Annotated in this window: 10 protein-coding genes; 3 read left to right on the top strand and 7 right to left on the bottom strand. The window is 46.2% G+C overall.

Going from position 1 to position 15,671, the window contains the following annotated elements:
* On the bottom strand, nt 1–198 hold a 198-nt coding region (locus V5298_RS08995), incomplete at its 3' end, for an iron-containing alcohol dehydrogenase (RefSeq protein ID WP_332931130.1).
* 291 nt (nt 199–489) lie between these two features.
* Here V5298_RS08995 and V5298_RS09000 point away from each other — a divergent pair.
* The gene (locus V5298_RS09000; RefSeq protein WP_332931131.1) at nt 490–1,398 is read left to right on the top strand and encodes a LysR family transcriptional regulator; all 909 of its coding nucleotides are present in this window, start codon (nt 490–492) and stop codon (nt 1,396–1,398) included.
* Between the two features lie 52 nt (nt 1,399–1,450).
* Here the strand turns inward: V5298_RS09000 and V5298_RS09005 are convergent, their stop codons facing one another.
* Nucleotides 1,451–1,795, bottom strand: a complete 345-nt coding sequence (locus V5298_RS09005) for a peptidoglycan-binding domain-containing protein (RefSeq protein WP_332931132.1) — start codon at nt 1,793–1,795, stop codon at nt 1,451–1,453.
* 229 nt (nt 1,796–2,024) lie between these two features.
* Between V5298_RS09005 and V5298_RS09010 the strand changes: the two genes are divergently transcribed.
* Nucleotides 2,025–2,975, top strand: a complete 951-nt coding sequence (locus V5298_RS09010) for an aldo/keto reductase (RefSeq protein WP_332931133.1) — start codon at nt 2,025–2,027, stop codon at nt 2,973–2,975.
* Between the two features lie 70 nt (nt 2,976–3,045).
* Here V5298_RS09010 and V5298_RS09015 read toward each other — a convergent pair whose 3' ends face one another.
* Both V5298_RS09015 and V5298_RS09020 read right to left on the bottom strand, forming a co-directional pair.
* Complete coding sequence (locus V5298_RS09015) at nt 3,046–3,738, bottom strand: 2'-5' RNA ligase family protein (protein ID WP_332931134.1); 693 nt, start codon at nt 3,736–3,738, stop codon at nt 3,046–3,048.
* A 163-nt stretch (nt 3,739–3,901) separates the two neighbouring features.
* Nucleotides 3,902–5,245, bottom strand: coding sequence for an APC family permease (locus tag V5298_RS09020; protein ID WP_332931135.1), 1,344 nt, complete (start codon nt 5,243–5,245; stop codon nt 3,902–3,904).
* 794 nt (nt 5,246–6,039) lie between these two features.
* Between V5298_RS09020 and V5298_RS09025 the strand changes: the two genes are divergently transcribed.
* On the top strand, nt 6,040–7,350 hold the full coding sequence (locus V5298_RS09025; protein ID WP_332931136.1) for a hypothetical protein: 1,311 nt from the start codon (nt 6,040–6,042) through the stop codon (nt 7,348–7,350).
* A gap of 108 nt (nt 7,351–7,458) precedes the next feature.
* Here V5298_RS09025 and V5298_RS09030 read toward each other — a convergent pair whose 3' ends face one another.
* The 3 genes from V5298_RS09030 to V5298_RS09040 form a co-directional block, all read right to left on the bottom strand.
* Nucleotides 7,459–10,713: a S41 family peptidase gene (locus tag V5298_RS09030; RefSeq protein WP_332931137.1), complete on the bottom strand. Its 3,255-nt coding sequence runs from the start codon at nt 10,711–10,713 to the stop codon at nt 7,459–7,461.
* Between the two features lie 156 nt (nt 10,714–10,869).
* Complete coding sequence (locus tag V5298_RS09035) at nt 10,870–12,342, bottom strand: tryptophan halogenase family protein (RefSeq protein ID WP_332931138.1); 1,473 nt, start codon at nt 12,340–12,342, stop codon at nt 10,870–10,872.
* A 203-nt stretch (nt 12,343–12,545) separates the two neighbouring features.
* Nucleotides 12,546–15,530, bottom strand: coding sequence for a TonB-dependent receptor (locus tag V5298_RS09040; protein ID WP_416351164.1), 2,985 nt, complete (start codon nt 15,528–15,530; stop codon nt 12,546–12,548).
* Nucleotides 15,531–15,671: the final 141 nt, after the last annotated feature.

Here is a 15,671-nt window from a genome sequence, read left to right on the forward strand (position 1 = left end):
TTCAACCCCCTGGAATTCGACGACGTCAGCGTCGTTAAGTGCGGTATTAACTTTATCGTAAATGCCGTTTTTCTTAATGGAGCCACCACCGTATAAAAAGAGTACTTTGGCTTGTTTAGGCAAGCGTGAAGCCACTTCGCTTAGCTGCCCTTTGCCAAATAAAATTTCGGTCCGATTTTTAAAAGTAAAATTAAGCATGGTTTGCCTGTCCTCAATTATTTTGTGAGTGTAAAGGAAGAAAATGTTCTTCTTAAAACCGATTCTCACCCATAGGATCTTCCCGAGATGCCACTTTGCTGCGCCTGGAAATGGTTAACAAGCCCACGTGGTAATAGGGTGATAATACGCGCCAGCGATAAAATTGATGATGCTTGATCAATTTTCATATCTTGTCGCATTAGAAAGTGCGCGCATCTTAGAGGGGTTGGGCAAACTGTAGAAGTCAGATAAATTTAGTACAGTCATCAAAAATCTGATGGGTAAGCCTATATGTCTTATTTAACCCAATTAAAAACCTTCGTAGAAGTGTACCGTAGTGGCAATATAACGCGCGCCGCGGCGCGTCTTCATATGTCGCAGCCGGCTGTGACATCTCATATTCAGGCAATGGAGAATATTGTCGGCAAAGAGTTGTTTGTAAGAAAGGCAAGAGGGGTTGAGCCTACCGCCGTTGCTGATGATTTAGCGCTTCAAGTGGCTGGCCACATTGATACGTTGGAGCAAAAAGTGGCGTCTATTCGCAGTCGGGCATCAACTGATCATGGAACCTTGCATTTAGCGGGGCCTGCTGAGTATTTAAGCGTTGTTGCCGGGCCTGCGCTGGCCAACTTACTGCAGGCAGATAAAGTCAATCTGGTTATTCACACAGGAAACAAAAACAACACTTTTCAGCTGCTAGAAAACGACATCGCAGAGCTTGCGATTATGGCGTCAGAACCTGCCGAAGGAAGGTACGAATATCAATTGCTAGATAAAGAACGTTTGATTTTGGTGATGAACAGAGTGCAAGGCAAGTTGCTGGAAAACAGGGAAGTGACCGCTGAACTATTAAATCAACACAAAGTGGTAACCTATGATGAACAGTTGCCGCTGATCCGTCGCTACTTTTCTGACGTGTTTAATGCATCGTGTGAGTCGCCAGTGGCGGCGGTGTGTCCGGATATTCGCGCGATAAGCAGTATTATCAAAGCCGGGGTAGGGTATTCGGTGCTACCGGATTATTTATGTAAAGAGGGGATCGCGAATGGTGAGCTCGTTCCCCTTGGTCAGCGTGGGCCTGAAAATGGGATATATTTGGTCTGGAAAAAAGGGGCGTTACGCCACCCAAGGGTCGATTTTGCTAAAGATGTGATCATGGCCTTTGCAAATATGAACTACCTATCGACGTATCCAGACTAATAGCGCACTGTTGTCAGTGCGCTAAATCGTCAGTTTTCCCGCAGCAACCCGGTTATTTGTGCACAGACTCTAGTTGCTGCAACAGTTTTTCTGATGCTTTGCCAGTCACCGGCTGCCCATGCTTGCGCTGAAATGCCATGATTGCTTGTCGGGTTTTCTTTCCCATTAACCCATCCAGAGGTCCAGGGTTGTAGCCTCGTCGACTCAATTGCTTTTGGGTTTCAAGCACCAGGTTGATTTTTGTGGGGGCTTTGGTTTTGGCCGGCGCTTTTGAGGCTTGGCACTCGGCTTTTTGGGCATTGCGCTTAAGATCGCAGTTTGTTTTGACGGGCGGTTGCGCACTCACGCCGACACTCACAAGTGTTCCGGCTAAGGCTACTAGTAGCGCTTTTTTCACAAGTTTATTCCTCAATAAAAGTAACGACAGAATCGAACTGTAGTGTACCGGTCAATGTGAAAATAACCAAGGTGGGCGTTCTCCCACTTGTGCGGGTTGAAATCGCCCTCTTCATACGTATTCAGTAGGTTGCAGTTATATACTGCTTACAATTGGAATAATTGCCCATTATGCTGTTAGTGTTTGCCTTAAAAAAACATTCAGTATGCACGTGAATTCGGAGAGTAAGATGCAGAAGTATTTCCCCCAGGCAAGTCGAATGATTTATGGTTGCATGGGCTTAGGTGGCGGCTGGAACACTCAACCGGTAGCACATCAGGATGTGCAACAGGCCCATCGGGTTATTGAGCAGGTACTGTCACTGGATATCAACGTTTTTGACCACGCAGATATTTATACCTTTGGTAAAGCGGAAACCGTGTTTGGACGGGTATTAAAGGACAACCCGTCTTTAAGGGATAAGCTGGTTATTCAATCAAAATGCGGCATACGTTTTGCCGATGAGTCGGGCCCCAAGCGCTATGACTTTTCTGCGAAATGGATAGAACGATCGGTAGAAGGAATTCTGACGCGATTAAATATCGAGCAACTGGATATCTTACTTCTGCATCGTCCCGACCCACTAATGGCGCTCGAGGAAGTTGCCAATACACTGGCGAGGTTACAACAACAAGGGAAAATTACCCATGTAGGTGTATCAAACATGCATGGCCACCAAATCGCCTACTTGCAGTCGGCACTGTCAACGCCTGTGGTGGTAAATCAACTGGAAATGAGCTTGGCATGCCGTGATTGGCTAGAAGATGGAATTACCACCAATAGTAAGGCCAATTGCTCATCGGGCTATGGGTCAGGAACACTTGAATACTGTTTGCTTAATAATGTACAAGTTCAAGCATGGGGCTGTTTAGCGCAAGGGATCTATACTGGCGCGAAAAACCAAAATAACGCAGATGCAGCCACGGCCAACTTAGTCAACCAATTAGCCAGTGACTATGAGACGAGTCCTGAGGCAATTGTACTTGCCTGGTTAATGCGCCATCCTGCTAACATTCAACCTGTGCTTGGCAGTACCAATTTACAACGTATAAAACACTGTGAAGCGGCAATGCGCGTGACCTTGTCTCGCGAACACTGGTATCTATTACTGGAAACAGCCCGCGGACACGAAATCCCCTAGTTTTCGATAATCACAAGGGCTTAACAACGAGACGCCATGGGCAGGGCACAGAAAACGCCCTGTGCTTCGTTTACTTAAAATAATAACGGGCGATGACCTCTTTTTGTTGCCCGGTTTCATCGGTGATACCGATGCCAAGGCCAATGATCTTGCCTTCAGCTTGCGGTGGCGAGGCTTTCATTTTTGCCTCAACGCTGGCCAGATTAGGGCTTTGTTCATTGGCCAGCAACGTTAGGTGTGGCTGAAAATTTTGAAACACATTTGGGCTGCCATAACGTTTGAAAGCTTCTAATTTATTAGGGTAGTGTTTTACCCAGCCAGGCAAGTCGGCTTGGTGATCACGCAAAGGTTCGATGGCCAGTGTCACTTCGTCGGCAAGCCTCTGCAGAGTAGGGGATAACTCCAGGTCGATGAACGCCCAATGACTGGGGGTAACAGTGAAACCCTGGGCTTTTATTGGAAACGCCTGGTGGTTTGCCACAATCTTTTCAACGGCTTTTTTGATGGCGGCTTCTGAGCCTTCAGGGAAGTCAGTTAAATAGAGGGTAGCGTGTACCTCAAACCCCTGCTCATAAAAGGACTCAATACCTTCCTTTTTTAGTGCGTCGCTGGTTTGTTTCACAAGCGTCACTAAAGGCTTTGAGGGGATAGCAAAGACATCCATGCTGATGCTTTTGGCTAAGGTGCTGGCAGAAAAGGTGGCCAAACTGGCAGTGATAAGAAGCGTAGCAGCCAATTTTGACAGGAATCTTTGATTGCGCATTTATCTCTCTTTTATTGAGTGGGTTCGGGGCGTGAGTCGTATTAAGTTGATCATAATAACCAGTAAATGAGCTATAGATGAAATCTAATTGGCCTAAGCGCCTAGTTTTAGTGACATGAATGGGTGTCTGCGTCACAGGCACTCACGTTGCGCCCCAATTTGCTTAGGTGTTCTTGTCCATGGTTGTTGCGGGCTTTTTAAGGATCTGCTTTTGTATCACTCTGTGGGTAAACAAGCGATTGAGGACTTCGAACATGAATGCAATAAAGAAGATTGAAAGAATATAATAAATGATATTCGGCATGGTTTGCGAAGAATAAGAAATCGCAAAAAATGCAGCGCCGAAAGATCCAACAACGGCGGCAATCACGCAGGGGAGGTTGGCGTTCGTTTGTTTAATTTTAAAAAGGTGGCCGGTATGCGTAAATCCTTGGATCAGCAATACTGCGACAGACGCTATACTTGCAATCTGACTTAAATCGAACAATAAAACCATTGGCACGATAAGCAATGCCGAAATCAGTAAGCCTTCGGTGTTATTAAAAATATGATATTCGTAGGCTTCTGGCAGGTTCCCTTCTTTGGCTAACGTGTAGCCAATTTGAGTGGCGGCGTACAGCGTGGCATTGATCGCCGATGCGGTAGCAAGCAAAGCGGTAATGGCGATCAATTTGAATCCCCATTCCCCCATGGCAGGGCGAACAGCTTCGGCCAGCGCATAATCTTTATCTTCCAAAATTGTTGCCAACGACAAATTACCAAACACAGCAAGGGAAACGGCAATGTACAAAACAGTGACCAGCGCAATGGCTATTATCATTGCCTTTAGCATAGTTTTTTCGGGGGTCTTCATATCTTCAACACTATTAGTAATGACGCTGAATCCTTGGAAGGCAAAAAAGGTAAGTCCCAAAGCATAAAAAACATGCAACGTGGTTGGTGAGTTCACCAAGGTTAGGCGCGCGGGCTGAATGTAAAACAGCGCGATGGTAGTAAAAATAATCAAGGCTAATAACTTAATCACTACAATGAGATTCTCGGCCTTAGCCACTATAGAAGCACCAATAAAATTTATAAAAACAAAAAAACACAGTACAGAAACGGCGAATATATTAAGCACTAAATCACTATCGCTATTGGGAAAGTAGGTGGCTGCATAAGTGCCAAAAGATTTGCACACGGCGGCGATGGACACTAATTGCGCGAAGTAAAAGAGTACTCCAAGTGCCCCAGAGAAAATGCCTTCCCCGTAGCCATGGGTTAAATATTCAACAATGCCTCCTCGGCTTGGGTAACGAACAGCTAATTTACTTAGTGAGTAACCACAAAATAGTGCAATGATGGCTGCAATGGCAAAAGAGAAAGTGACGAGGTTCCCGGCAATAACACCGGCTTCCCCAATAACAATAAAAATACCTGCGCCAACCATCGAACCAATACCTAAAAAGACGGCACTCCATAAACCAAATGCTTTTTTTTCTAAGGCGGGTTTAGTGATTAAACTCATAGCAACTTCTTTTATTTTTTATTAATAACAAATTTAAATTTAGTGAATTGTTTTTCACTGCTAAATTACCTGTTTTAAAGTAGGGTTATTATCTACTTGGTATTCATCATTTTATCATTGTCTTTCGACTGACGATTCGCGAGTTTCATACCGCTATACCTTCCCTTAGTGTAACGGTTTCTATTAGGTTAAATTTTGAGTGACGATGAAATCACCAATATTGTCGATTGTTGAACGTCTTGTTTCGTAGTGGCTTCGTCTTTTTTATATTCACTAATTTTATTTATTAAATTTATTTTATTTATTGGATTGCTTTTTTCTAAAGTTTTCCGACATAAAATTCCAAATATTTTATAATTATGTGAAAGGCTTCAAACTTTATAGGTGTAAAAATTACATTGTCGAACACTGTTTGAATTGGTGTTATTTTGATCAAATGTTATTTTTATGTATGGATTTTCACTTCAAAATTACTCGATAAAAATAACGACTAAGAAATAATTTTTTATATTTTTGTAAAATCTTTGAAAATGTTTAGCGCTTTGATTTCTTGTTATTTCCCTGTTTAGCCATTCAGTTTTTTCATTGCGTTTTATCGTGCAATCCCCCTTGTATTGTGTGATGTAGCGCGATAAAAGAAAATTAAGCGCATATAAATCAAGTGATTATGTTTGTTCTGCTGAGTTGGCATCAAGGTATTAAATAAAATACCAATTTATCGATAGGTATTTTTTTGATATAAGTTTAATTGTTATAATTACTGTTTTGTTGGTGTTTTATTTTTAAGGAAAGTTATGAAAAAAGCATTATTGATGGGGCTGTCGGCATCACTATTTATGCTCACTGGATGCGGTCAAAATGTAGATAACATTAAAAAAGATTTTGCAATTAAAGCAGGCACAAATGCAGAGCAAGCGTTTTCAGGGTATACGGTATCGATCCCCGATTCTGCAATTGAAAAAGTGAAATCATTTATAAATGAAAATAAAATTCCTTTTGGTTTAGATATTAACGAGCAAGGGCAGTTAGACCCATTTCCTGACGTTAAATTTAAAAATGGTGAATTTAGCCAAGCGGTTACTTCACGGGACGCGTACGCAGAATACCTGGAACAGTATCGAGGAAAAGCTCAAGCAGAGGCGTCATCCGTTGTCGAAAAGGCAGAGTCAACGATTGCTGGGTATCAGGCTCAAATCGACAGCTTAAATAGCAAGCTAGAGCAATTTAATAGTCTGGTGGCCGATGAGTCACAAGCATATGAGAGTGCACAACAATATGTAAAAGCCATTGAAGCTAAGATGGAGGCGAGAACCGAGCAGTTTCACACCGAGTTCTCTGAAGCCGTGGTGGCAAACAATCTGCCAATTAGCAAGGATCAGCGTGTTAAACCAACTCGCTACTACAAACATCGCAGTGAATCACGGTGCCGACGCTATGATCAGAGCGAGGTTACTTACCTGAAGATTAAATCAGAGGGATGTGTTTATTCTAACATTGGCGGCGATCAAGCGGTATTGGCTCCTATTTTTGCAAGCTTTGGGGTGGATTATGAAAACCTGAAAATTGATCTTAAAGCAGCAAAAGAAGACGAGAAGAAAGCGAAAAAAGTACTGCAAAACGCCCAGACCATTGCTGCAAACAAGCTGGATATAGATACCCGCAAGGTTGAGCGTTCAATTGCTTCGCTGAATCGTAATATTGAGCGAGAGCGCAATAGCATGAAACAAAATGCGGATATTTCTCGACTGATGAGCAAGGCAATGCTGGGTGACGAACAAATTCACACGTTAGTCAAAGAGTATAGAACTGCGGTAAGAGCGTATCACCTTTCCGTTAAACGTGAAGCCATCCTGGAAGGGGATTACTCTGTTGATGAGTTTGATGATGAACAGGCCATTCCTGAAATTGAAGATAATGAAAAAGGTTTAGCAATCTACGTATTTACTAATGATGCGGATGAGCAAACTGTATTCTGGTCTCAGCTTAAGTCTGGAGATACAAGTACCTTTGGCGATATGTTCAAGAAAACTGCCCGCTTATGGAAGTCTGAACAAGATATCAACGATGATGATGAGGCCGTGGCAGTACTCGCATCCATGTTTTAATTCACTCGTTAGGTAGTGGTGAAAGCCACTAACTTCTAAGAAGGTCAACGCCCCGCTCATACCAAAATGGTTTTGCGGGGCGTTTTCCACGCTATCCATCTGCAATTTTTACGCGCTATCCATCTGCATCAATACTTCTACGGCTTTTTCAAGCTGAGCATCTTTCCCATTTTTGGTATCTTCAGGGGTGTTTTTTACTTTGATATCCGGCTCTAATTGGTTATTTTCCAAGAAGTTTCCGTCGATGTCTGCGACTCCCATTTGCGGGATCCCAAACACAAGATCTTCTGTCTGAAGCGCTTCCCACCATACCGCGGTGCAGGTGCCGGGTACTGGCATGCCCACGGTTTTTCCAATGTTATTCATGGTGTAGGCTTTAGGAAAACAATAGCCATCAGAGTAGTTGCCTTCATTCATTACCACGATGGAGGGTTTTGCCCACCGTTTCATGGAGTCACCTTTATATTTAATACCGCCGGCCACTTCCCATGTATATTGCTTACCACTTAGTAAGGTTACTAAATCATCGGTAAGCCAGCCGCCGCGGTTAAACCTTGTGTCTACCACCACGGCTTTTTTATCAAAGGTGCGGCCAAACAGTTCTGCGTAGGTTGTACGGTACGCAGCATCATCCATTTGGGGAATGTGCACATAGCCTAAGGTGCCTTTAGACATTTTATCTACCAGCGCCCGGCGGCTATCTACCCAGCGCACATACAAGGCCTGTTGTTCTTCACCTATCGACGTGGGTTTTACTACCACCTCATGTACCTTGCCTTGGGTCACAAGGGTCAACCGGGTTCGTTGTCCGGCTTTGCCATTTAGCCTTTGATACACATTAGCGGTGAGGTTCACAGCCTGGCCATCCACATGAGTCAGCAGGCTTCCTTCTTTCACTAGGTCTGAAAACATCGTAAGGGGGCTTTTAGGCAGTATTTCTTCTATTAGGATCCCTTTACGGGTGGGCACATCGGCATAAATCACCCCAAGGGAGGAGGTTGAAGCCGGCGGCGAGGGAATGAAGCGATAATAGGTGCCTGTGTGCGAGGCATTTAACTCGCCTAGCAACTCACTGGTAATAATAGAAAAATCATAATTGTTTTGAGTGTTTACGGCTTTTTCGTAATAGGCGTCATACATCCGTTTCCAATCTATGCCGTGCATATCCGGGTTATAAAATTTGTCTTGGGTTTGGCGCCAAATATGATCAAACAGATAGGCGCGCTCTGCGCTTTCATCAAGGTTTATACTGCCACTGTAAGCGATGCTTTTTTTCTCATGATCTCCAGAAAGCGCCACTGTGTACAGGGCACCATCGGCAAGAATAACCGCGTTTTCGCCTTTTTTGTCCATTTGCATAAAGGCGTGTTTTGCATTTAATTTTACCGCCAGTTTAGTGCTCTTTTCTTTAAAGTCTTCCACCCACAGGTCAAAGCCCTTCTCAAACTTAGCCAGGTAATACAGCTTGTCACCCTCAGCGGTCAGACCATAAACCATACCCTCATTACCGTCGAAGTCAGAGGAATGTTTGGTTAAGCGTACAGTACGCATTTGTAGATCCTCCCACTCGATGGTGATGGGAGTAACCGCTTTTGCTTTCTCTTTGCTGTCTTTGTCAGTGTCTTCGTCTTTGTTTTCTTTTTCGGCATCTGTTTGCCGTTCATCTGCCAGGGTTCGCTCTTCTTTGTTCTTTAAAAAGTCGTCGTAGGCTGTTTGGGTAAGGAACACAGACATAATGTCGAAGTCGTTGCCCCAGCTGCCATGATTTCTTCTGCCAAAGCGACCAGAGACAAATTGAATGGCGCCATTTTCTCCCCATTGTGGAGCCACATCGGCGTAGCCCGATAAGGTAATATCCACAGGCAATTCACTGCCATCTGCCGGCGCTATGCCTAAGTCGGTATAAAATACGAATCCTCTGGGAATGTATGTTGCAACGATCCAACGGCTATCAGGCGACCAGTCAAAGCTAATATCGCCATCTGAATAGCTGTAGTTTAGCTGCTCAGAAAACACCGTATTTGATGTGTTTTTATCGATATGAAATACGCTGATTTCGTCGCGGTTTTTAATATAGGCAACAGACTTTCCGTCGGGGGAAACGCGGGGCTGGAAGGCGTCGTGGCTATCTGTAATCAGCGGGGTGTGAGTAAATTTAGTGGCAGCAAAAAAGTAGGGTTCCGCTTCATCAGCAATGGCCACTTGGTAAATGCCCCAGCTGCCATCCTTTTCTGCTGCAAAGGCAATGGTGCGTCCATCGGGAAACCAGCTTATTCCCCGCTCTTGTTCCGGGGTGTTGGTAAGCCTAACCGTGGTACCAAATTCGATGGAGGTGACAAACAGTTCGCCTCTGGCAATAAACGCCACTTCTTTACCGTTAGGTGAAAGGGAAAATCGATTGGCTTTGTTACTTACCGATAGCGCTTGTTGAGATAAATTGTGTTTCTCGGCCAGCAGGCTGACATCGAGTTTTTGCGGCTTTTTGCCATCTTGCAGTACAAAAAGATCGCCATGCCAGGCATAGGCAAGAAGACCCTCATCCGCGCGGGATAAAGATCGCACGGGATGGGTTTGGTGCTGGGTAACACGGATCTTATTGTTCCCCTTGGTGTCCATTTTCCACACATTAAAATTGTTGGTTTCGTCTTCGCTTAGATAATAGATGACGCCATCTTCACCCCACACCGGGTTGCTGTCGCCACCGGCGAAATTGGTCAGTTGCTTGTGTTCGCCGGTTTTCTTTTCCAGTAGCCAAATGTCTCTGGCAAAGGAAGACACATCGTGTTTACGGTAACTGTTTTCATACCCCTTGTTGTCCATATACACAAACTGCTTATCATCCGAAGAGGTTTTGCCCTGCATGGACGAGGTGGTCAGTAACATTTGCGGTGTGCCGCCGTTTACATTCACCGAATACAGTTGGGCTAACGCACGGGTAGGAAAATCAGAGGAGGTAACCGAGGGCATGCGCGCTGAATTAAAGTGAACGGATTGATTGTCTGGGGTGAACTCGGTGGGGAAATCGTTGGCGCTATGGTAGGTTAGCCTTGTTAGCGTGTTGGTCTGCAACGCAAGATGATAAACATCAAGACTGCCGTTTCTGTCACTGGCAAACGCAATGCTTGTACCGTCATGTGACCAAACCGGATAACCGTCCCAGCTGCTGTCAGAAACGATAGGAACGGCTTGTCCCCCTTGTGTACTTACCCGATAAATATCCCCCTTCGCGGAGAAGATAATACTTTTGCCATCTGGCGATATTGCCGGTTGCTGATACCAGTTTTCGTTTGCGTTGGCGACGAATGCGCTTAACGCGAAAACCGCTGCACATAGTAGTGTGAGGGAACGCGGGGCTATCTTCATATTTCATTCCTTTGATTGAAGAAACATTTACTGTGCGTAATTGCTAATAATTCGGGCGTTTAAAATTTATACAGAATGTCTAACCTTATTACAACCAATAAACAATAGGCACAGAGTGAATGCCCGTGTAACACCGGGGGCCGGCCGGCAGTGAGGTTAACCTCTAAGTTGGTTGAGAAACTCACCGTGTTTGGCAAGGCTTTCTACTTTGTGTTTAACCTGTTGACGCAAGCCAGACATAAATCCCTCGAACTCGGTGTCCGACATTTCATTTGCAATGCGGTGATATTGGCGCGGCTTGATGCGTTGACCAAGCATGACCTGAGTCCAAGAATCCACTCGGAAGATATCGCCATCATCTAAAAATACCCGACCGGTGTCTTTAAATAACTGGATTTTGTGGCGCAGTGAATCGGGGATCTCCATGGACTGACAATGGCGCCAAAAGGGGCTGTCATCCCGTTCCGTAGCACAGTAATGCAGGGTGATAAAATCCAAAATACAGGCCATTTCGCTGTCTAACTTATTATTGTATTCATCGATGGCGGCTTGGGTCACGCCTTCAAAGGGGAATAGGCGCATCAAGCGCACCACGCCAGTCATGATCAGGTGAATGCTGGTGGATTCCAGAGGTTCGATAAAGCCCGATGCCAAGCCCAGGGCAACACAGTTTTTGTGCCATCCTTTGCGGCGTTTACCCGGCTTAAAACGAATTAAGCGTGGTGATGTAATAGGTTGTCCATCCACAGCATCTAGTAGGCGTTGTTCAGCCTGTTGGTCGTCAAGGTAACGCTGACAATATACCAAGCCATTGCCCATGCGGTGTTGTAAGGGAATTTGCCAGCGCCAGCCCGCATCGTGAGCGATGGAGCGGGTATAGGGTTGCGGATCCTTGTGCACGTCGGTTTGCACGGCTAACGCGCTATCACACGGCAGGTAATGAGACCAGTCGTCATAGCCTGTGTGCAGAGCCTGTTCGATGAGCAGGCCCTTGAACCCCGTGCAATCAACAAAGAAATCGCCGTCGATGCGCTCGCCTGACTGCAAGATCAGGTGAGTAATATGACCTGTCTGCGGGCAGGTACCCACATGGTTAATTTTACCTTCCAGCCGTTTTACGCCGGCCTTTTCGGCAATACCGCGCAGAAATAATGCGTATTTACCGGCGTCTAGGTGATAGGCGAAGTTGAGAGGTTGCTGTGGCGACAAGGAAAATCTACCGGCTAGGGCAGCCTCGTGCTCCACGCAGTATTCGCCAAAACCGGCGGTCATTCCTTCGCGCTGGCCGCGCAGCCAGAAATGGTGAAATTCACCGGCCCAGCATTCTTTGCCTGTGATGCCAAACGAGTGAATATAGCTGTCGCCGATTTGCCCCCAGTCTTCAAATTGAATACCGAGTTTAAAGGTGGCATTGGTTTGCTGTAGAAACTCTTTCTCATTGATACCAAGCAGTTTGTGTAAGGTTCTGATGGGGGGAATGGTGGCTTCGCCCACGCCAACGGTGCCAATGTCATCAGATTCTACCAAGGTAACAGACAAACTTTTACCCAGTAAACGGGAAAGGGAAGCGGCGGCAATCCAACCTGCGGTTCCGCCTCCGGCAATGACGACACGTTGAACCTTATCCATGTTTGCTCCTTAATATCATCAGGCGTTGATCCCATTGCTCTAGACGCGACTTTTGGATGATCCCGCACAAAGCTTAATGACCTTTTCGCGGTTGCTGTTGACCAAAACGCTAGCCCGTTAAGTGTATACTGCTTTGCTGTAATGGGTGAACGAAAAGGCTGTGGCAGAGGGATAAAGTCTCCTGCCACAGCCTCTTAGGTAGCTTAGAAGCGGTATCGCGCACCGAGTGAGTAACGCGCACCCAATTGCTCGAGTCGCCACAGCATGGCGCTAGTACGACCATGTCTGCGACTGTTTTCCTCGGTAATGTTGATTCCTTCAACAAAGACAGTTAGATCGTCGCTGATGTCGTAGGACACGTTGAAGTCAATTTGCGAATAGGCTTCGGTAAAGCCCGGTTCATTGACATACTGGGAGGTAGTATCGAGGAATTTATCTCGCCAGTTATAGGCAACACGCGCCTGTAACGCCTCTTTTTCGTACATCAGGATGAGGTTGGCGGTATCACTTAACCCCACCAGGGCAAACTGGGTGACTGATGGGTCTGCATTAACGTCAAACTCAATATCGCCATCAACGGTGGTGTAGTTAGCCGACACACCAAACCCCGTTTCGCCAAAGAAGTGCTGCACGGCAATTTCAAAACCGTAAATGTTGGCACTTTTGTTGTTGACCGGTTTCGAGTTAATGAAAATCAGATCTGGATCGTCAGAATTGGGCAAGATGTCGTAGGCGGCTTCGAATTGCTCATCGGTCATCGAATCATAATCTACGCCATTTTCTATCGCTGCGACCATGTTAAACAGGCTGGTGTCACTGATCGTGATGCCTCTCGCCTCAAGCTCAGCGGCGGCTTCTTGGACCCGGGGCCCGTTGGTGGCATCGGTTAAACCAAAGATGCTTTCTTCGACCTGTTCGTTACCGATGAAGTTTTTCACCCGTTTATCGTAAAAACCCACCGAAACATAACTGGTCTCATCAAAGTAATATTCGAAAGACAAGTCTATGTTATCGGATTCAAGGGGGACCAGGTAAGGGTTACCTGACGTTGCGCTTGCTGTTGCTTCACCTGTGAGATAGGTGGGACCACTGGGCGGTGATACCGTTGCTGCCGCACTTAAGTTGTCGTAAGTGGGGCGCGCTATGGTTTTACTGTAAGAGATCCGGCCTATCATGTTGTCGCGAAACTCAATGTCAAAATCAAAGGACGGCAACAGGTGGTCGTAATCGGAGCGCACAGAGACATCTTGTGTTTGGTCACTGTCGTAGCGTACGTTAAAGTCGTTATTCCCTTCCCATGCAATACCGCTGGGAACGGCGATATTGGCAATAGAGGTTGTTTCTGTGCGCTCATAGCGAATACCCGCCAGCACGTTATAGGGCATACCACCGAGTTCACCATTCAGATCGAATTCAAAATAGGCCGCGACAATATCTTCTTTAATGGTGCGGTTTGTGGCGTAGGGGTTGTCGGCAACAAAGTCAAAGCCGTATTCATTGGCGGCAAATGCACCGAGCTTTGCCACATTCCCTGTAAAACCTTGTGAGAACATACCTGACGTATTGTAATCGCTGAATATGGATGACAAGTTTAACGGTGAGAGGATACCTTCTGGCAATTCACCTGGGTTTTCAATACCCCAGTTACCCATAGTGTGGCGGGTAAGCGATTGTAGCGACGTGCTTTCCATGGCACGTGACTCTATACCAAAGTTAACGCTGCCGTCTTCCAGGGTGTAGGTTCCGTCTAAGCGCGCTTGGGTAATTTCTGTATCTTGTGAGTTGTAGTACATATCTAAAATAGAGGTGCCTACATCGTCCTGATCGAGTACGCCGTTGGGGTTGAGGTTACCCCGTGCTTCGTCGTCGTAGTCAACGGTCATAATGGGGAATTCACCGCTGAAATCTACGCCTTGGCCAGCGACCACGTTTGCGCCTAAACCAAAATTAACCCAGGTGCCATAGGGGGCGTCAGGTCGTCCTTCGGCGGTGGAGTTATGGGCATCAAAGACCAATTTTAAATCGTCGTTAACAAAGTACTCGAGGTTGATCCCGATGGACTTATTTTCGTTGACCTGACTGAGTTGCTGCATGGCTAAGCCGAGATCGCGGGGTGCTAGTTCAAGGCGGTCTTGTACAATGCCAATGGGCGTTTTGACGGTTTCATCGTCGAAGGTGAGCTCCACAAAGTAGCGGTCATCCATCCAGATTGACTGTTCAGCACGGGCTTCGCTAAGTTCTTGCTTTGAATAGGTGTAATCGAGTGTGGCGGTGAGTTTGTCTGACGGAGCAAACTGCAGGGTCAATTGGGCGTTGATGCGGTCGCGCTCCCGATCAGCCACGTAGTACCGCAGATCGGAAGGAATGGCAAAGAGCTGGCCCATGGCCGGTGCGTTGTTGATCACAAGATCACTGTCGTTTTCTGGTGATTGGGGGATGGTGCCGTCGTATTCATTCACCCGCCATTCATTAACGAAAGCGCCTACGGCTGAACTATCGCGGGCTTGAATGGAGCCGCTAAAGGTCACACCAAAGGTGGCATCCTCGTTGACGAAATTAAAGAATCCAGACAGTTCCGGTGTAACATCATCGCCCACGCGGTTGGTGGTGTCATGCAGGGCTTTAGCGCCAATGGATGCGCTAAAACCGGTTTCTGCGGCATCAAAGGGGCGCGCGGTGCGAATGTTTACCGTGGCGCCGATACCGCCGGTGGCAATGCTGGCCTTACCCGTTTTATACACCTCAACCGCCCGCACACTTTCAGACGCCAGGTTGGAAAAATCAAAAGCACGTGAATTAGCTGTGCCACCGCCGGCGGGTAGTGCCAAACCGGGCATCGTACGACCGTTTAGCGTAACCATATTGTAATCTGGGCCAAAACCTCGGGCGGTTACTTGATTGCCTTCACCGTTGTTACGGCTGATAGAAATTCCCGTAATGCGCTGGAGTGATTCAGCGAGGTTGGTGTCCGGAAATTTACCAATGTCTTCTGCAGAGATGGCGTCAACCACCCCCGCAGAATTCCGTTTGATCCCCATGGATTCTTGGATACTGCTGCGGATACCTGTAACTTGAATGACTTCCACGTCATCGGCTTCCTGCGCCATGGCGGTATGAATAAAGCTAGTTCCGAGAATTACGGATAAGTTGGTGGCTAATCGTGTTTTGCTAAACGTTGTGCTTTTCACGGTTATTCTCTCTTTTTAGTCGAGTCTGTGTGTTTTTTAGAAAGCGCTTTCTTGTCCGTTAATGGGAACCTTGCTGCTCGAGAAAGCGCTTTCTCAAAACTTATTCCACATCCTGACAAAAATCAACATATATTTTACAAG

The sequence above is a fragment of the Alteromonas sp. 14N.309.X.WAT.G.H12 genome (genome assembly GCF_036697315.1).
In the GTDB taxonomy this organism is placed as follows: Bacteria; Pseudomonadota; Gammaproteobacteria; order Enterobacterales; family Alteromonadaceae; genus Alteromonas.

What these genes read in the sequence shown, in the direction of transcription:
- V5298_RS09000 (WP_332931131.1), top strand. Translation starts at nt 490, where the DNA reads ATGTCTTATTTAACCCAATTAAAAACCTTCGTAGAAGTGTACCGTAGT.
- V5298_RS09010 (WP_332931133.1), top strand. Translation starts at nt 2,025, where the DNA reads ATGCAGAAGTATTTCCCCCAGGCAAGTCGAATGATTTATGGTTGCATG.
- V5298_RS09015 (WP_332931134.1), bottom strand. Translation starts at nt 3,738, where the DNA reads ATGCGCAATCAAAGATTCCTGTCAAAATTGGCTGCTACGCTTCTTATC.
- V5298_RS09020 (WP_332931135.1), bottom strand. Translation starts at nt 5,245, where the DNA reads ATGAGTTTAATCACTAAACCCGCCTTAGAAAAAAAAGCATTTGGTTTA.
- V5298_RS09025 (WP_332931136.1), top strand. Translation starts at nt 6,040, where the DNA reads ATGAAAAAAGCATTATTGATGGGGCTGTCGGCATCACTATTTATGCTC.
- V5298_RS09030 (WP_332931137.1), bottom strand. Translation starts at nt 10,713, where the DNA reads ATGAAGATAGCCCCGCGTTCCCTCACACTACTATGTGCAGCGGTTTTC.
- V5298_RS09035 (WP_332931138.1), bottom strand. Translation starts at nt 12,342, where the DNA reads ATGGATAAGGTTCAACGTGTCGTCATTGCCGGAGGCGGAACCGCAGGT.